The 16,911-nt window shown below is 33.3% G+C and carries 20 protein-coding genes; 6 read left to right on the top strand and 14 right to left on the bottom strand.

The features are described 5' to 3' along the window. The first annotated feature begins 7 nt into the window (after positions 1-7). The 3 genes from QMD61_04235 to hisB are packed head-to-tail and all read left to right on the top strand — an operon-like array spanning position 8 to position 1,564. On the top strand, positions 8-709 hold the full coding sequence (locus QMD61_04235; protein ID MDI6723832.1) for a TOBE domain-containing protein: 702 nt from the start codon (positions 8-10) through the stop codon (positions 707-709). A gap of 45 nt (positions 710-754) precedes the next feature. Then, complete coding sequence (locus QMD61_04230) at positions 755-958, top strand: 4Fe-4S binding protein (GenBank protein ID MDI6723831.1); 204 nt, start codon at positions 755-757, stop codon at positions 956-958. Between the two features lie 27 nt (positions 959-985). Then, entirely contained in the window at positions 986-1,564 is a 579-nt protein-coding gene (gene hisB / locus QMD61_04225) for an imidazoleglycerol-phosphate dehydratase HisB (GenBank protein ID MDI6723830.1), read from the top strand. 1 nt (position 1,565) lies between these two features. On the opposite strand, the gene QMD61_04220 is transcribed toward hisB, so the two are convergent. After that, complete coding sequence (locus QMD61_04220) at positions 1,566-2,006, bottom strand: hypothetical protein (GenBank protein ID MDI6723829.1); 441 nt, start codon at positions 2,004-2,006, stop codon at positions 1,566-1,568. Between the two features lie 177 nt (positions 2,007-2,183). Between QMD61_04220 and QMD61_04215 the strand changes: the two genes are divergently transcribed. Then, positions 2,184-2,693, top strand: coding sequence for a nitroreductase family protein (locus QMD61_04215; protein MDI6723828.1), 510 nt, complete (start codon positions 2,184-2,186; stop codon positions 2,691-2,693). 26 nt (positions 2,694-2,719) lie between these two features. On the opposite strand, the gene QMD61_04210 is transcribed toward QMD61_04215, so the two are convergent. The 11 genes from QMD61_04210 to QMD61_04160 form a co-directional block, all read right to left on the bottom strand. Beyond that, positions 2,720-3,922, bottom strand: coding sequence for an HD domain-containing protein (locus QMD61_04210; protein MDI6723827.1), 1,203 nt, complete (start codon positions 3,920-3,922; stop codon positions 2,720-2,722). Between the two features lie 547 nt (positions 3,923-4,469). Continuing rightward, entirely contained in the window at positions 4,470-5,018 is a 549-nt protein-coding gene (locus tag QMD61_04205; GenBank protein MDI6723826.1) for a TetR/AcrR family transcriptional regulator, read from the bottom strand. Positions 5,019-5,454: 436 nt separating this feature from the next. Continuing rightward, positions 5,455-6,282 carry a F420-dependent methylenetetrahydromethanopterin dehydrogenase gene (locus QMD61_04200; protein MDI6723825.1) on the bottom strand — a complete coding sequence of 276 codons (828 nt, stop codon included), beginning with the start codon at positions 6,280-6,282 and terminating at the stop codon, positions 5,455-5,457. A 209-nt stretch (positions 6,283-6,491) separates the two neighbouring features. Continuing rightward, positions 6,492-7,313 carry a heliorhodopsin HeR gene (gene heR / locus QMD61_04195; GenBank protein ID MDI6723824.1) on the bottom strand — a complete coding sequence of 274 codons (822 nt, stop codon included), beginning with the start codon at positions 7,311-7,313 and terminating at the stop codon, positions 6,492-6,494. A gap of 218 nt (positions 7,314-7,531) precedes the next feature. After that, positions 7,532-8,683: an oligosaccharide repeat unit polymerase family protein gene (locus tag QMD61_04190; protein MDI6723823.1), complete on the bottom strand. Its 1,152-nt coding sequence runs from the start codon at positions 8,681-8,683 to the stop codon at positions 7,532-7,534. An 80-nt stretch (positions 8,684-8,763) separates the two neighbouring features. Further along, positions 8,764-10,107 (bottom strand): Ni-sirohydrochlorin a,c-diamide synthase, encoded by a 1,344-nt coding sequence (gene cfbB, locus QMD61_04185; protein ID MDI6723822.1) that lies wholly within the window; start codon positions 10,105-10,107, stop codon positions 8,764-8,766. An 84-nt stretch (positions 10,108-10,191) separates the two neighbouring features. Further along, positions 10,192-10,665 carry a DUF2207 domain-containing protein gene (locus QMD61_04180; protein MDI6723821.1) on the bottom strand — a complete coding sequence of 158 codons (474 nt, stop codon included), beginning with the start codon at positions 10,663-10,665 and terminating at the stop codon, positions 10,192-10,194. Between the two features lie 20 nt (positions 10,666-10,685). Beyond that, positions 10,686-11,054 carry a DUF2207 domain-containing protein gene (locus QMD61_04175; GenBank protein MDI6723820.1) on the bottom strand — a complete coding sequence of 123 codons (369 nt, stop codon included), beginning with the start codon at positions 11,052-11,054 and terminating at the stop codon, positions 10,686-10,688. Beyond that, positions 11,030-11,995: a DUF2207 domain-containing protein gene (locus tag QMD61_04170; protein MDI6723819.1), complete on the bottom strand. Its 966-nt coding sequence runs from the start codon at positions 11,993-11,995 to the stop codon at positions 11,030-11,032. The genes QMD61_04175 and QMD61_04170 overlap by 25 nt, the downstream gene beginning before the upstream one ends. A gap of 8 nt (positions 11,996-12,003) precedes the next feature. Further along, the gene (locus QMD61_04165; protein ID MDI6723818.1) at positions 12,004-12,561 is read right to left on the bottom strand and encodes a LemA family protein; all 558 of its coding nucleotides are present in this window, start codon (positions 12,559-12,561) and stop codon (positions 12,004-12,006) included. A 179-nt stretch (positions 12,562-12,740) separates the two neighbouring features. Further along, positions 12,741-13,142 (bottom strand): hypothetical protein, encoded by a 402-nt coding sequence (locus tag QMD61_04160; protein ID MDI6723817.1) that lies wholly within the window; start codon positions 13,140-13,142, stop codon positions 12,741-12,743. Between the two features lie 488 nt (positions 13,143-13,630). Here QMD61_04160 and QMD61_04155 point away from each other — a divergent pair, with 488 nt between their 5' ends. Continuing rightward, a complete protein-coding gene (locus tag QMD61_04155; GenBank protein ID MDI6723816.1) occupies positions 13,631-14,752 on the top strand; it encodes a radical SAM protein in 1,122 nt (373 codons plus the stop codon). Between the two features lie 249 nt (positions 14,753-15,001). Here QMD61_04155 and QMD61_04150 read toward each other — a convergent pair whose 3' ends face one another. Together QMD61_04150 and QMD61_04145 are read right to left on the bottom strand one after the other, a co-directional pair. Beyond that, a complete protein-coding gene (locus tag QMD61_04150; protein MDI6723815.1) occupies positions 15,002-15,340 on the bottom strand; it encodes a hypothetical protein in 339 nt (112 codons plus the stop codon). Beyond that, positions 15,337-16,113, bottom strand: coding sequence for a ParA family protein (locus QMD61_04145; GenBank protein MDI6723814.1), 777 nt, complete (start codon positions 16,111-16,113; stop codon positions 15,337-15,339). Before QMD61_04145 ends, QMD61_04150 begins: the two co-directional genes overlap by 4 nt. A 628-nt stretch (positions 16,114-16,741) precedes the next feature. On the opposite strand from QMD61_04145, the gene QMD61_04140 reads away from it, so the two are divergent. After that, a complete protein-coding gene (locus tag QMD61_04140) occupies positions 16,742-16,903 on the top strand; it encodes a peptidoglycan-binding domain-containing protein (protein ID MDI6723813.1) in 162 nt (53 codons plus the stop codon). Positions 16,904-16,911: the final 8 nt, after the last annotated feature.

Here is a 16,911-nt window from a genome sequence, read left to right as displayed (position 1 = left end):
GATTAACATGGCTGACCAAAAAAAGCCAAAATATAAACTGGATATGGAAGTAGAAGTTGACGATAAGATTGTTTCTTTGAATAATAAGAAATCCAGGCTTCTTCAATGCATAGACAAATGCGGATCCATAGTAAAAGCCTCAAAAGAGACAGGTATTCCCTATAGAACTGCCCTTAAAAATATTGAAATAATGGAAAATGAATTAGGGCAGCCCATTGTAGTCACCCATAGAGGTGGAAGAGGAGGGGGAGGAAGCAGCGAGCTTACAGATAAGGGAAGAGAAATGCTGTACAAATTCATCAAGATAAACAGATTTCTAAAAAAACACGCCGATTTAAATGAAATAGAGGGTATTATCTCTGATGTTGATAAAGAAAAGAAAATTATGAAGGTTTATTTAGATAAAAAAGAAATTTTACTCCCTATTTCTAAAGGATTCAATGTTGAAGATAAAGTTCTTATTTTAATAAGTCCAAGCGATATATTTATAACCCTTGAAGCCCAGGAATCAAGTGTCAGGAATATTCTTGAAGGAATAATAACTGAAATGAAATTTAAAAAAGATATAGTGCGTTTAACTGTTAATATCAATGAAAATGATGTTATTGTTGATATAACAGAATTATCAAGAAAAAAACTTGATTTAAATCTTGGAAAAAAGGTATTTATTGGGTTTAAAGCAGCTTCTGTTGATATAATAAAAGGATAATTAAATGTTCAAATTTTACTTTCGAAATAATGGATTTGACTGGAAATGAGAATTGAAGTTGATAAAAAAAAATGCACTGGATGCGGAGAATGTAAGGAAGCATGCCCTAAAGGAGCTAAAATCTGGAATGTTGAAGATAAAGCAATGGCTACAAACCTGAGATTCTGCCACCTATGCACAATCTGCGCTTCAAAGTGCCCTGAACAAGCAATACTTGTAGTTAGAGATGATAATGAACCCCCAGAATAATGATTTATGTTTTGGGAGATGAAAACTATGAAAAGAAAAAAGAAAATGAAGAGAAAAACATCTGAAACAGATATTGAAATTCTGATTGATATTGATGGTGAAGGAAAATCAAATATAAACACTGGAATTGATTTCTTTGACCATATGCTGGATTCATTTGCACGACATGGCTTTTTTGATCTTCAAATTCATGCTGCAGGAGACACCAAAGTGGATGACCACCACACAGTTGAAGATGTGGGTATTCTGCTTGGAAAAGCATTTTCAGAGGCTTTAGGAGATAAAAAAGGAATAAAACGAATGTCACATGCCATAATCCCTATGGATGATGCCCTTGCAACAGTTGCGGTGGATATAAGCGGACGAAGTTACACCATACTGGATATTAAATATAAAAAAGAAAAAGTGGGAAATTTAAGTACAGAAAATGTTGAACACTTTTTTGAATCCTTTGCAAATTCAGCAAGAATAAACATCAATGCCAAAGTTGAGGGTGAAAATGATCACCATAAAATTGAAGCTCTCTTTAAAGCATTTGCAAGATCTCTAAAAGATGCTATAAGGATTGAACATGATATAATTCCCAGTACAAAGGGTGTTCTTTAACTTAATATTTTAATCTTACTATTTCTTCATCTATACCTCTTTTTAGCCTGTCAGCATCTAATTTTAATGCTTTAATGTTTTCATATTCATCTTTTACATCAAATAAATCTTTTTCCATTCCATTTAATTCATACAGGGAGATTTCAGTATCAATATTGTAATAATCAGAAATAATAAGGTCTATTTGGCGTAACATCTCCCCAATTTTTCCATACTTATATAAAAATGTGTTTATATCATCTTCTAATGCTTCAATACCTATCTTAAGACCTTTTAATGAATTTAATAGATTTTGGGGAGATTCCTTCATTAAATCACCATATCCTCTATGGATTTCAGCCATTTCAAGCTTCACATTTTCAAATTTATGTCTGTTGGAACTTGCAAAGAGCATCGTCTGAGTATAGTTATCATATAATTCCTCAAAATCTCTTTGATTCAATTTCATTCCTCCATCCAGCAAAAATCTAAAGTACTTTGCATCATATATTATTAATATAATATTGATGATACAAAAAAATTACTGAAATCAGCTTTTCAAATAATGATTAGTCATTTTAGTAGTCTATGTTCTGAATAATATCATGATCTGGCTTAGAATTTAAGGAGGAATTTAAAGATGGAATTCATAGAATTGGTTAAAAAAAGATACAGTGTAAGGGCTTACAAAAATAACCATGTGGAGGATGAAAAATTGAATACAATCCTTGAAGCCGCCCGTCTTGCTCCAACAGCCGTTAATTACCAGCCTTTTCAAATAATAGTCATTAAAACTCAGGGGAAAAAAGAAGAATTAAGAAGCATTTATCAAGCAGAATGGTTCAGCGAAGCCCCCTTACTGATCTGCGTGTGTACGATTCCGGAAAAGGCCTGGACCCGCAGAGACGGTAAAAATTATGCAGATGTGGATGCTACAATCGTTATGGATCATATCATCCTCGCTGCAACAAGTCTTGGTCTTGGAACATGCTGGATTGGAGCATTTGATGTCGAAGCTGCTCGAAGAGTTTTAAATTTGCCCGAAGGTGTTGAACCACTTGTATTTACTCCTCTTGGCTACCCTGCAGATGAAATTGGAACAAAAAGTCGTAAAGAACTGTCAGAACTGGTTAGATATGAAAAATTTTAATATTTAAAAAAGATTTTGAACAATTACTACCACTGCTTCTTATAGAAATAATCAAAAATTCTTCCAAAATCTGTTCCAGAAATCTTACGGTTTTTAAAATGATTATATATATTTTCTCTACCTTCTTCAAGATATTTAGAAGTTATACCATATTCTATTGATAAATTAGCTTCTATAAATGCTGCGAGTTTATCACAGGCTTTTATAAGCTCACCATCAACCGGGGAAAATTTGTTTTCATTATATTTTTTGTTGATCTCCTCAAATTTAATGCCCTTTTGAGTTTTCTGGCCTTCGTTAATTCTATTTTCAAATTCATTCTCAGTAAAATATTTCATCTCATCATGCCACGTTTTTGGTATAAGAGGCAGTACCTCTTCATTCATGCGTTCATTTTCATAGTCTTTGATTATGTCTTCTAGATCTGCTGCAGATTTGACTGGAGAAATGATATCTCTGGTAGATACTTCTGGTAAATCATGAAATAAACCTGCAAAGAAGTTGTTATATATTCTTTTTTCACAGGGAGGAGTTTTCAGTTCAATAGTGCATAAATAAGCTGTTATAGCTACTATCAGCATGTGACCAAGGACAGAAGTTTCTGGTATTCTGGGTGAATGGGCCCATCGTTTCTGAAACCTCAGCTGACCGCAGAGATCCACAAATCCATAGGATTTCTTTCCAAGCAGTATCTTTTGAACACCGATTAAATCATAATGGTCCTCTATCTGGTTTTCTATGTTTTCTTTTGTCTTTTCTATGCCGTAGATAAAGGGCGCTGCGTGATATATGATTTTGAATTCCCAGTTTGTGGCCAGATAATGTGCAGCACGGAGAATTTTCCGTTCAAAAGTACTTTCAGCTTTAGAAAAATAGATTTCAAACTTCTGCCTGAATTCTTTATTATTAAGTGAATTTAAATCTTCTTTTAACTGTTTCAAGACGTGTGAATTCATTTCTTCCCGTCTTTCACCCATCATTCTGTGAAATACAGGAGGTTTAATATCAGTTAAGACCAGTCTATACAAAAATTCAAATATTGAACCCTCTATTAGATCCAGCCAGTTAACTTTACTTCCTCTATCTTCTTCAATTTTGGCTATAACATATGCTATGACCATTTTATGGGCCTGTTTATCCAGTTCTGTTAATTCAACTGGCCTTATGTGATCATTCCACCGCTGCATGCTCGCAGCTTCAAAAAATCTTTCAATCAGTTTTTCTACCATGAATTCACCAAATGGTTAAACTTAATTATTCTAAAATAATATTATCTAAAAGTATTTATAAATATTGAACTTTTATCTGCGCAATTTACAGATAAAATAAAGAAAATATTTTAAAAATTAGTTCATTATTCAAAAAAAACATAAGATTATGTATAAACTTTTCTATAGCTTCATCACGCTTAATTACAGTGATTCCATGACACTTTTCAAGAGCAAGTACATATAAGGAGGTATAAATGCTGAGAGCGAAAGTTCTATGATCAATTTTGCTACTGGGAAGATTATTTTTTAAAATATTCAGTTGTAATATTAATAAAATTCATTCATCAACGGCTCGAGCATTTTATATCTTCACTGAGGGAAAGATTATAAACTTCAAAGTGATCATCGTACCATTTAGCGGCGCCTTTAACGAAGAATTCTTAAAATCACTGGAACTTTCAAAATCATTTACACTGAGTTTATCAAAATCTTATTCATTTTGATATTATTTTCAAATAAAACCGTCGTATAAAGATTTTTTTAGTTTTGAACTTTAAAAATAAATTCAACCATTAATTAATTGTAGTGAATTGTTTATAAACCCATCAAGGACTTCTTCATGATTTATAAAAGTCTCTCCACGGTGTTTACTAAGACTTATGCCGTATGAAACCATGAAAATAGTAACTGCTAATGCTTTATTGTCTATTTGATTATCAGGGATGTTTTTCTTGATATAAGTGCTTAAATCGTTGATAATTTCTTCTTTAAAAGGCTGAGATTCTTCACTCTTTTCATTATTGGTTATATGGATAAATTCAAAGTTATCGTCCACTATTCTTGCCATGTCCTTGATTAATGTCCTTAAAAATTCTCCAGGATCTTCTGATCTATCTTCTAAAATTACGGATTGAAATTCATCTTTGAATTTTACAATATTTTGAGTTAAAGCCATGTCAAAAAGATTTTCCTTGGTTTTAAATTTCCTAAACAATGTTAATTCACTAAAACCTGCTTCTTCTGCTATAACTCTGGTTGTAGCGCCCTTGTATCCTTTTTCACCGAAAACTTTTAAAGCTGCATCAATTATTTTTTGAACTGTATTATCTGCCATATAATCACTTGTAAAAAACCATTTTTTAATATTAACAGTAGAACTAATTAATAAATATCACTTTTTTTATCTATATAACCCTCTATTTAAGGTTTTTGTTGTTTATGTGAACACATAAACCAAAAAAACACAATTTAAGACTAAATAATGGCCCATTAATAAATAAAATTTTTTAGGAGATAACTGATCATTGCAAAGTATCAAGTCAATTTTCCTTAAACTTTTCTGTCTATAATTTCCCCATAGGTAATTAATAACCAATTAGGTAACATCTATGATTGTATAAACTTAATAAAAGAAAAAGATTGTTTTTATTAAAAATAGATAAATTTATAGAGTTATTCATTTTTATGCAGGGATTAAAAAATATTAAAATTAGACTTCTTATTTAAAAATAAAGAATTTAAGCAGTCCGAAGACCGCTTTTTAACCAAAATTATTCTGGTTTTTTCATTAAATCTGTTTTGGAGAGTGTTTGGCCTTCTCCACCGTGAGGTGTTCTGCAAACGGTGTTTCCAGCTTTTTCTAGCTCTCTTGCTTCTGTAGCTAATTTAGCAGCGGTTGCAATCATTTCGTGTGCTGATGCAACGATTGGTACATATTTGTCCATTTCACGGACCATGAAACAACCTTTAAGGTCAACATCTGCCACTTTTTGAGCCATTTCGTATGCAGCCATTGCTTTAGCTTTAGCGTATGGGTTGGTAAAGTTACCAGCTTCAACGGCTTTATCTGTGGTTATAGCTACTTTTGGTAGTTCTATATTTCCACTTTCAGCTCCTGCAATTACACCGTCGAGTGTTTCCTGAACAACACGGTATGCACCGGTTAATGCTAACACTTTTATAACATCGGAGTTGAATGATGCCATTTCAGTTGGGTCCAGTAATTCTCTTCTTGCACCAATCATTGGGTCTCCCTGAACGATGATGTAACCTAATCCCTGTTCATCCATTTCGTCCTTTTTACCCATTCCAGGAGCGTCTCCTATAATGATAGCAGGTACGTCCATTTCAGATAGTAATTCCCTTGCTCTTGCTGGTCCTGGAGCACCAGGGTTAGGGCTTATAAATACAACAAAGTCTGGATCGAAATCTGCTATTCTTGGTACAACATCTTCAATCTGTTCTGGGTTCATCTTAGCGCCAGAACCTACTGTTCTAACATCTATGTTTGGTCTGTCAGCCCTCTCGTCGAGTAATAAGTCAAGTACTGGAGAGGTACCAATGTTACCACATTTAATGATTCCTATTTTTACAACCATTATATCACCGGCTTTAGCTATTTTTTTTTTCTAATAAGTATTTTTTGATTTAATCTTAGGGGACAATGTTTTTATATGGGATATAAATCAGACTGTAAAAAGAAAAGTAAAATAATTAATATTGGGATTTATTTTAATATTCAAAAGTTTTATAAATGGTGTATTAAACCTATTCGCCCTTAAATTCTTTAAATATATGAATAAAAGTTTTATGGTGCAAATACTCCAACAAACACCAGCCATGCCAGTATGGTTTTTGCGGTGAAACTTAAAAGTATGTAGGCTCTTTCCCCATATAGATAATCCTTCCATTTCCCAATACCCTTGTACTGTAAAATCATGTTTATAGAGAAGGTGTTGAATATAATGAAATAGAATGCTAGAATGGCGTAAACAAATGTCGGAGGCTCTGTTTCTGCTGATCCTAAAGCAGCGATAAAGTAGGCTGCAAGAACTACCCATGGAGTGAAGCCGGCTAAACATCCTAAAAGATATGCGGACCAGTCTGTTTTTTTGGTATAGAAATTTATTTTCTCCATCAGGTAACCGCACATGATCATTACTGCATTTAAAACAAATATCATCACCAATGACCATAAATCCCAAACACCAACGAAAGTAGCGATTATTACCAGCATAATTGAACTGGAGAAGAAGTATTCATACCATCTGTAGGGATTCATCCCCTTCTTTAAATTTTCAACGTAGTTTTTATTTTTCCAGAAGGCTATGCTCAATAGTGCAAATGCTGAAATGAGAAGGAAAGAAGATACAATTATCCCCAAGTAAGAAAGTGTGAAAATCACCTGTGGATCAGGCAATATCTGGAAATTCAGCGGATTAAGGGAAATTACTTTAAAATTAATATAAAATGTGTATATATCCTGATTCCATTCTAAGAGATATCCTATAATAATCATTATTATTCCCTGGATACCCAGGAATATTCCTGCACCGATATTAAGCTTTTTAAGCCCTGAAAAGGATATTGGCGACTTTTCTATTAGTTCTCTTCTTAACTCATTATCCATAATTATACCCCCTACTAACATATGTATAATGATCTGTCAATCTTTTTAATATAATTAACTACATTTGTATTAAGGTAGTTCAGGCGTTATTAATTCAAAACATATAATAAACCATAAAAATAAGCCATACTAATATTATTAAGTAAAAATATTGTTTTACAAATCAATTAAATAAATTAAAATAACTAAAATAGAAAATAAAATTAAATAAATTGTTTTTAATTGGATTCTTGCTCTTTAAATTGAATTTTATTGTTCCGGACAAACACTAAAAGGAATGCAACTGCAAGGAAATAGAATAACCATACAATTGAATCAGTTGGACCTGTTTCAATCCAGATTAATGTATGTGCAAGAATTATAGCATAAATTGCTGTATATGCACTGTCCACTGTTCTCTGGGCAATGTGCATTAATTTTAAGATTAATCCAAGTATGAACATTTGGATTGCAAGTGCAATATAGCCAAAATCGAACATTGCAGGGCCAAAAATCGTTGGCGTTATCATTTTGTGGTATCCAAGTGCTACTTCCCCTACAATATATCTTGGATGGCCAGCAGTGAATGTATTATAAATCATTGCCCCCTTAGTAGCTCCTGCCATGTGAACTATCTTATCAAGAACCATTAATGTGAATCCCGCCCTATAAAATACCAGTTGAATTGGATTAAGAGTCCATTGTTGCCATTCTATAGATTTAACTGCAATATAACCCACTGAAATTCCAATAATTGCTGCAATTACTGCAAAAATTAAAAAGTGCTTGAATTTCAACCCTCTTGTATAATAAACTGTAATAAAGACGCTGATTAATACGGCCATTGTGGTGGTTCTATATCCAGTAGAGGCAAATAGAGCAAGGCCGATTAAAAACAGTGCAAAATACCATTTTCTATGATATTTTGCAATTAAAAGGTTAATTGCCGGTAAAAATACGATATATGAAATTCTCCAGATGTCTGTAGTTGCCTTTGCCTTTAGATAACCACTGAAAAGTGGAATCCCCCCCAGCAAATACATGTTCAGAATCTGCAGGAAGATGCCAATAAAAACGATTGAAAGTAAAACCTTTTCATTTAAAAAGTTATTCAGTTTAGATTTTTGAAGTTTATTTTTTATATTATCTCTCTGGATACTATCGTGTATATTGAAACTTTTAAGTAAATTAAACCTACCAAGTACTTTTGGAGTAAGCACACCAATAACAAAGAATAATGTACCAAAAAATACTACAAAATATGTTTCATTGGATACAAAGTCCAAACCTCTTAAATGATATTGATAAGCAACAATAGCAAGCGCCATATATAATATTATGGCTGCAACAACGATATAAGGTGAAAATATGTCTATATCTTTTACTTTCATGATTTCACTGTTTTAATTTTATTATAGAAATTATATTCTGTTTATCTACATAACCTATAAAAATTTCTCATCTACAGAATTTAATCTCCAGCACTTTGAGTAAAATTAGAAGCAAACTGAGGACATGCGGCAGTATGGGTATGTAGATAACTTGCAACGGTGTTTTTACTCATTAATCCGTCCAATTCCCCTTTAATTCCCCTTCCCCTAAGTATTTTAAAGGCAAATTCAGGTTTTCCGTTTATCAGGACCTTTGAATAATGGAATTCATGTCCTCTAAATATTTCGCCTTCCTTAGTTATAGGATTGTCCTTTTGAGTCTCTGCAATTACATAACTTAAACCCTGAACATTTTTGGTCATTTCTGATTGATAATTAAAAATTCCACACATTTCTCTGCCGTTAATTGAGTTTGTAAGGTACATAAGCCCTCCACATTCCCCATATATTGGATTTCCTTCTTCATGGAATTTGAGGACGGATTTTCGCATGGACTGGTTAGATTCAAGCTCCTTTGCAAAGATTTCAGGGTATCCTCCCCCAAAATAAATTCCATCAACATCCGGAACCTCTTCATCTTTATAAGGGCTAAAAGGAATTATCTGTGCATTGTTGGCTTTTAATGCCTCCAAATTTTCAGTATAATAAAAATTAAACACTTCATCCATGGCAACCCCAATTTTCACCTTTTTACGGTTTTCAGCCTGCCATGTATCTTCTCTTCCTTCAGGGAGCTTTCCAGCATTTTTCATGATAGAAATAAGCGCGTCAATATCTATATTTTCCTTAATCACTTCTCCCCATCTTTCAATATAGTTCAATAAGTTTTCACGTTCCACTGCAGGTACAAGGCCAAGATGTCTCTGTTCAACCTTGATTGCATCATCTCTTTTGATTCCACCAATCACATCGGTCTTTGCAAGGGTTTCAATGGCCTCTTTAGTTTTTAGATAGTGCCTTTTATTTTTTACATGATTTAAAATCACGCCCTCAATTTTAATGCTAGGATCAAGGGTTTTAAATCCAATTACAATGGCCGCAGCGCTTTTAACCAGACTTCGAGAATTAATAATAAGTATTACGGGAGAATCAAGCGCCTTCGCAATTGATGCCGTGTTTCCAACATCTTCAATAGGACTTATCCCTTCATAAAGGCCCCTTACACCTTCAATTATTCCAAAATCAGCTCCAGAGGTTTTTAAACCCCTTTCAAATGAGGTTCTAATTTGCCCATCTGACATGAAAAATGAATCAAGGTTTCTTGAGTTATTCCCAGTTGCGAGGGTATGATATGAGGTATCTATGTAGTCTGGACCAGCTTTAAACGGCTGGATCCGATATTCCTCTGATAATGCTTTCATTATCCCTGTTGAAATGGTTGTTTTTCCTACTGCGCTTCCTGTTCCTGCTAAGACTATTCTCATATAATTTAGTAAGGTGAGATGTTATTTAAAAATTTAGTTGGTTTATAGAAAAATCACATTTAAATATGAATGTGGGTTTGGAGCCTAAAAAGCTCCTCCACCCCCTCCACCGGCGCCACCGCCTACTCCGCCGACTCCTCCAGCCCCACCACCTGTAGCTGTGCTCATACCAGTATCTAAACTGGATGAGAGAAGCACATATCCGCCATAGTAGTGGAAGAGATAAATGTCACTTCGAGCCAGCTCCTCACCTGGAAGACTCATCTCCATTGTTTTTCTGACTTTATCTGCAACTCCGAGGGCAGTTGCATATACAAGGTATTTATTCCAGATGTTAACAGATTCTGGTGGATACTCTTTTATTAAGCTGAAATCCTGGATGTATTTCCTGAAGTTATGCCATTTTGCATCATATTCCTCACCATAAGTAGTCCATTGTCCTGCAACCTTTTGGGACATTATTAATGATATAACCGCCACGACTCCTAAAATAATAGATGAAATCAAAGCTAAATTTGATGTGGGTAGTGGATCTGAAACTGTGAAAAAGAATGTTATTGCTGCAATAATTAAACCAATTATTCCGAAAGCTTTGAGGTATGTATCTCCTTTTTTGAGAATATTTTATTCATGGTTTCATCATCTAAAAATTCATTTTTTAAATTATCCTTCCAGAGGTTGTATGAATCTCTAAATGATTCTGCTGTGCTTTTATCCTTTAAATCATGTTTAAGACTATCCAGATAGATAATACCTTCTTCTTCAAACTCCCTCAAGAAATTAATAACATCTGATTCAAAATTTTTAAGCCCGTTCAAGCCTTTATCATAGTTTATTTTTAATGAAAGAGACGCATCTTTATTCTCATCGAGTTTTGAGGGAATATTCTGCATTAGCAGATATTTACGGTTTATCAAATCCATTATGGTGGCTCTAAATCCATCCATATCAGGTCCCCTACTCTTTTACCTAATCCTCTGCCAGATATGGCATTTACTACAGCAGGTAAATCATCAGTCGGTAAATCACGCTCGTATTCTGCCCGATAATCAATTTTTGGCTCTCTTCCGAATTTGAAATATATTAGTACAGGTAAAAATATGCTTAAAAACATTAATATGGCCAGTATTGAGTATAAACCTGTTTTCAGATTTAATTCATTTTCATAATCCCTTTGAATTCGTTCAATTTCAGGCAATCCATCTATGTTGATTTTTTGTGCAAATTGTGGGTCGGCTGCAAACTGATCTTTGGGTATGGCCATTCTCAACTCAAAATAGTTGCCCGAAGAAATACTTTCACTCGCTACTTGTAGAGTTCCATCCTGCCAGTTATCATTTTGAACAAAGTAGGGCGGATTTAACCAGTATTGAACCCCATCACCTGATTTAAGATGTATATTGCTGTTAACCTGACCTACATCAACATCCCAACCTTCTCCCCATAGTTTATAATGAAGTTCAGCGATGTCATTGTAGATTTTTATAACATTGATAAAATCGTATTCTATGAAAACATCCACATCTCTATCTGTAACTGGAATTGTTTTTTGAGAATTAGAATACAGAAATATCTTTAAAGATTGTATATCTCCATTTCTGTTAACTTGATAACTTGAATACGCTCCCTGGATCGATATTTTAAGGTTTTCTATTTTTTGTCCGCTTGCAAGCGGTATGTCCCTGTAAACTCCATTATAAGTGCCTGAAAACGAGTAATGGAGTTTCTCTTTTACATGAAGATTACCATTCTCTTCAACGAAAAGATCGATATTTGCATAAGGGATTGAATAGCTTCGATCATCATCCTGTGCAAAAGTAACACCAGGAATGATTGAAATTGTAACAAAAAATAGTAAAATTAAGGCGATGAAATGTTTCTTATCCATTATAACACCTAAAATTCAACTTTTGGAACTGAACGAACAGATTCTTCAACTTCAAAGAACTCTGCCTCGGTAAAGTTAAATTGTCGAGCTATTATACTGCTTGGAAACATTTGAATCTTATTATTGTACATCAGCACTGTATCATTGTAGAATTGTCTTGAATATGCTATTTTATCCTCTGTTTCTTGTAACTGGCTTTGTAACTCCAAAAAATTTTCATTGGCCTTTAATTCTGGGTAATTTTCTGCCACAGCAAAAAGACTTTTTAATGTGTCAGTTAAGATATTATTTGCTTCAGCATTTTCTTGAACGGTTTTAGCATTCATAAGGTTAGCTCTTGCTTCAGTAACATTTTGAAATACAGTTTTTTCGTGTTTAGCATAACCCTTAACTGTTTCTATCAGGTTAGGTATCAGATCAGCTCTTCTGTTCAGTTGAACATCTATCTGAGACCATGCATTTTTAACCCGGTTACGCGATCCGACCAAACTGTTATACATACCAACAATTAAAAGCACTAAAACTATTATGACGAATAAAATAATTCCTATAACTAAGATGGACATTTTTAACACCATTTGAAGATGGAAATCTTTTATTATATAAACTTTAGGAATTAATAATCCATTAAATAGGATAAATTACTCTAAAATATGCTTATGCAGATTTGGCTCATTAATATAATTCCCTAAAATAAAAAGGTTAATAAAATGTTTTTTTAATCAAATCTCTGCAAATTCATTATTTATGCTGATCTTAGATATGTTGCACCACGATATACATGTTCTTTACCATGTACTGCGCAGAAATCAGCATCACATCGGGTACAGTACAGCATTCCTTCAGGACATCCTCCCCCTCTGGTGAATCTCAATGTTCCATATTTATGGCACTGCGGACAATAATTTAGCCATTTAGCACGATGCATTTTATAATCTGTAAGTAAACTGCAGGAACATTTACCTCGCACTGACAATACATTGCCTCTCTTAATTTTAGATTTAGCATTTGCTTCAGATATGTAAGAAGCATGATTATTATTCATTCCAGCTATAGCCTTAGAAGAATCAATTGGTTCTATATCAGTTGTTCCATAATTATTTAAAGCCCCAAAAGAAAACAGACTACCTATAAACATGCAAAGCATAAATACTGGCACGTAAGCATATCTTCGCTTAATTGTATCTCCTCCATGAATTTTGAATAATTTTGTATAAATTAGTATTACATTTAAAGAAGTTTTGATATTTAAAGATTTTGTTTTAAAATCCCAAAAAAAGCTATTTATAGGTGCTATTTATGAATTAAAGCCACCATATAAGGAATTATACTACTGAAATAGAAATTTCGTTAATCCGTTCTTATTTTTATCTTTAAATCATCAAAAAATGTTTATTTATTGAAAGGTTAAGTATTTGATGATTTTGCCCGGTTAAAATCTTTTTCAAAAAGGGAAGTATCTTTGATAAGGGATTTTTTTGGAGCAGATACCCTAAAAATACAGTTTTATTAGGATGAAGTATGAATTTAATGGTTTATATTAAATTTTAAGAAATTAAAGAAAAAATCTACTGGATTTATAAAGTTTTTATGAAACGAAAAATCTAATAAATAAATTCAAGATAATAAAACTTGATGAACAGTCAAAAAAAACTCAAAATTCTGGGGGAATCTGCCAAATATGATCTATGTAATTATGTAGATCCAGGTATTGAAACCTATATTTCAGGAAAAATTCCAGGAATATATAATAGCACTTCACCTAATGGACAGTGCATACCAATTTTTAAGGTTTTAATGACTAACAAATGCTCTAATGACTGTAAATACTGTATGAATAGTAGGAGTAGCAAATTAGAGCGTTATGAATTCACTCCAGAAGAACTTTCCACTTTGTTTTTAGACTATTTTAATAGAAAATATGTTGAAGGTTTATTTTTAAGTTCAGGAGCTTCAAAAGATATAGAATATTCAATGGAGAAGGAAATAGAAGTTGCAAGAATACTCAGAGATTATGGATATGACGGCTATATTCATCTTAAAATCCTTCCCGGAACATCTTTTGACCTTATTAAAAGAGCTATGAGCTTAGCAAATCGTGTAAGCGTGAATATAGAATCTGCAACTCCTGATGGATTTGAAGAATTAACCAGTACCAAAAATTTTGAAATTGATATCTTAAGGAGGATGAAGTGGATCCACAGATTATCGAAAAAAGACTCCCATATGGCGCCTTCTGGACAGACCACCCAGTTTATTGTAGGAGCAACAGATGAGAGTGATGAAGATGTTCTCAAGAGATCAAAATGGCTTTCTGATAAGTTCGAGATAAAAAGAAGTTATTTCAGTGCCTTTAATCCTCTGAAAGGTACTCCTCTTGAAAATCATGATATTCCCCATCCCAAACGGACATCAAGGCTTTATCAGGCAGATTTTTTGCTGAATTCCTATGACTTTTCCCTGGACGAACTGGTATTTGATAAAGATGGAAACATAGAAACTGAAATTGACCCCAAATATTCTTTTGCAATGAACAATAGAGAGTTATTTCCCATCGAAATCAATGAAGCATCGTTTGAAGAGCTTATAAGAATTCCTGGAATTGGCAAAATATCTGCAAAAAAAATTATAACCCTCAGAAAGCGTGGGATTGGAATTAAAAAGTTAGAAGAGCTTAAAAATCTTGGTGTGGCTGTAAAACGTGCTGAACCCTTTATCAAGCTGAATAAATCTTATCAATCGGTTTTAAACTTTTAAATTTTTCATTATATTACTTACTTAAAAGTTTTAATTGATCCTGTTATAAGTTATAAATTTTAAGTTATAACTAATAATTGATGTTGTTATAACTGATAACTTCAAAGTTATAAATACTAACTTATAAGGTATAAAGTATAATAAAAAAATGATCTTCAAATCTTGCCACAAAATCGAATTTTCGTGGCACTGATAAAATCTTTGATGTTGGGAAACAAAGTTTTCCCACATCAAATTATACAAAAATAATTAAAAATGCTCTTCAAAGAGGTCCCATATCTCGGGATACTTGATTTTTATCGCGTCTTCAATTAAAAGAGATGCTTCACTGCTTATACTGAATTCGGGCTCTGTTTTTCTTAAAAATCGTAACACCGCTGCAGATTTTGCTGACCAGAGTGAGATACGCGGGTTTTTCTTTACATCATCTAAAATTGCTGCTATTATTTCAGGATCCATTACTCTGGACCGTAATACATCTTCTGATTCTGTTATTTTTTCCTCTTTATTTGTCTCTTTAATATAATTTTTGCCTATTAAAGCATCAAGACCCTTTCCAAGCGCTCCACTTTGTTTTTTGTTGGTCATTCTGTATTCTCCATGCTGATTATTTCTTCTGCAAGTTCATTATAAGCAAAAGTTCCTCTACACTCTTCATCATATAAAATACACGGTTTTCCATGGCTTGGAGCCTCAGCAAGCTTAACATTTCGGGGAATAGCTGTTTTAAAAATGTTTTCTTTTTCTCCAAAGTATTCCTTGACATTTTTAAACACTTCTCTTCCAAGCCTAGTTCTTGAGTCATATAATGTAAGAAGAATGCCTTTTATCTCAGATGGACTGTTTAAACGGTTTCCAACAAGCTGCATAGCCTCTACAAGATCGGCCATTCCTTCAAGTGCATAAAATTCCGCCTGAATAGGAATAATTACACTATCTGAAGCAACCAGTGAATTTATCGTAAGTAAACCCAGTGATGGAGGAACATCAATAAAAATATAGTCAAAATAATCCTTTATGTCTTCTATATTCTCTTTTAATATGGAATGAAATCCAATTTCCCCACTTAATTCTATTTCAGCACCGCTTAAGGAAATGTTACTTGGAACCAGATCCACTCCCTCAATTCCTGTTTGGACAATTGCATCTTTAAGCGGATCTTTTCCAGTTAATACTGTGTATATGGTACTGTTAAGCTCGTTTTTTTCTATTCCAAAGCTTGTTGTGGCGTTACCTTGAGGATCAATATCCACAAGTAAAACATTCTTCCCCTTAAGTGCCAGAGCGGTAGATAGATTAACTGCAGTTGTGGTCTTTCCGCAGCCTCCTTTTTGATTCAATATTGCTATTACCTCACCCATTCCAGTGTCCTCCAAAAATTATTCTAATTTTTGGGGTTCCAAAATCTTGCTTCAAAAATTCTGCGAATTTTTGGTGTAGAGAAACAAAGTTTCTCTAACTTTCAGTTTTGCAGGCAGCAAATCGGAGATTTGCATGCTCCGCATTTTATAACCGGAGAAAACTCTCGAAATTCGTAGAATTTCGGAGCACAAACACTTTGTGTTTGTAAGCTCTGTTTTCTCCGCTACAAAATTTACAATTTTGTAGGCTATCATAATCAAAGATTATGATGCCCCAAACGCTGACAAATTCTTAGAATTTGACATATCGAAAATCGAAGTTTTAGAATGCTACGCGTTTGAGGGCTCCCAAAAATCGGAGATTTTTGAGGATTTTTGATAGATTTTGAGAACCTCCATTTAACTTCTAAATTATTAGTTATAAGTTATAATATTTAAACTATTATCAAAACTTCAAAAACATTTAGTGCCCTCTAACTTTTAGAATTTGCATAAATTACGATAAATACCGATTTTAAATATTATGATATAAAATAAAAAAATTTTATTAATTATTTGCAAGATAAACTATAAAACATCTAATTTCGGGAGTAAGTAAAATGCAACTAATGTTGAAAAATGGTGAGGAATGAGAGGATGTAAAAAAAAAATACACCGCTGGCTGAATGCTCATGGATATAAAGCCGGAGAAGAAGACGGCATATTTGGGGATAAAACTCGGACATCCGTTATAGAATTCCAGAGCGGTGAAATAATTGTAGTTAATGGTATAGCAAGTTCCCGAACGTAACTTACCAC

Source organism: Methanobacterium sp. (assembly GCA_030017655.1).
Classification (GTDB): Archaea; Methanobacteriota; Methanobacteria; order Methanobacteriales; family Methanobacteriaceae; genus Methanobacterium_D.
Note: the sequence above shows the minus strand (reverse complement) of the source record. Positions and strands in the feature narration are given on the sequence as shown.

Excerpts from the sequence above, each read along its gene's own strand:
- QMD61_04235 (MDI6723832.1), top strand. The coding sequence starts at position 8 with ATGGCTGACCAAAAAAAGCCAAAATATAAACTGGATATGGAAGTAGAA.
- QMD61_04230 (MDI6723831.1), top strand. The coding sequence starts at position 755 with ATGAGAATTGAAGTTGATAAAAAAAAATGCACTGGATGCGGAGAATGT.
- hisB (MDI6723830.1), top strand. The coding sequence starts at position 986 with ATGAAAAGAAAAAAGAAAATGAAGAGAAAAACATCTGAAACAGATATT.
- QMD61_04215 (MDI6723828.1), top strand. The coding sequence starts at position 2,184 with ATGGAATTCATAGAATTGGTTAAAAAAAGATACAGTGTAAGGGCTTAC.
- QMD61_04210 (MDI6723827.1), bottom strand. The coding sequence starts at position 3,922 with ATGGTAGAAAAACTGATTGAAAGATTTTTTGAAGCTGCGAGCATGCAG.
- QMD61_04205 (MDI6723826.1), bottom strand. The coding sequence starts at position 5,018 with ATGGCAGATAATACAGTTCAAAAAATAATTGATGCAGCTTTAAAAGTT.
- QMD61_04200 (MDI6723825.1), bottom strand. The coding sequence starts at position 6,282 with ATGGTTGTAAAAATAGGAATCATTAAATGTGGTAACATTGGTACCTCT.
- heR (MDI6723824.1), bottom strand. The coding sequence starts at position 7,313 with ATGGATAATGAGTTAAGAAGAGAACTAATAGAAAAGTCGCCAATATCC.
- QMD61_04190 (MDI6723823.1), bottom strand. The coding sequence starts at position 8,683 with ATGAAAGTAAAAGATATAGACATATTTTCACCTTATATCGTTGTTGCA.
- cfbB (MDI6723822.1), bottom strand. The coding sequence starts at position 10,107 with ATGAGAATAGTCTTAGCAGGAACAGGAAGCGCAGTAGGAAAAACAACC.
- QMD61_04175 (MDI6723820.1), bottom strand. The coding sequence starts at position 11,054 with ATGGATGGATTTAGAGCCACCATAATGGATTTGATAAACCGTAAATAT.
- QMD61_04170 (MDI6723819.1), bottom strand. The coding sequence starts at position 11,995 with ATGGATAAGAAACATTTCATCGCCTTAATTTTACTATTTTTTGTTACA.
- QMD61_04165 (MDI6723818.1), bottom strand. The coding sequence starts at position 12,561 with ATGTCCATCTTAGTTATAGGAATTATTTTATTCGTCATAATAGTTTTA.
- QMD61_04160 (MDI6723817.1), bottom strand. The coding sequence starts at position 13,142 with ATGCTTTGCATGTTTATAGGTAGTCTGTTTTCTTTTGGGGCTTTAAAT.
- QMD61_04155 (MDI6723816.1), top strand. The coding sequence starts at position 13,631 with ATGAACAGTCAAAAAAAACTCAAAATTCTGGGGGAATCTGCCAAATAT.
- QMD61_04150 (MDI6723815.1), bottom strand. The coding sequence starts at position 15,340 with ATGACCAACAAAAAACAAAGTGGAGCGCTTGGAAAGGGTCTTGATGCT.
- QMD61_04145 (MDI6723814.1), bottom strand. The coding sequence starts at position 16,113 with ATGGGTGAGGTAATAGCAATATTGAATCAAAAAGGAGGCTGCGGAAAG.
- QMD61_04140 (MDI6723813.1), top strand. The coding sequence starts at position 16,742 with ATGAGAGGATGTAAAAAAAAAATACACCGCTGGCTGAATGCTCATGGA.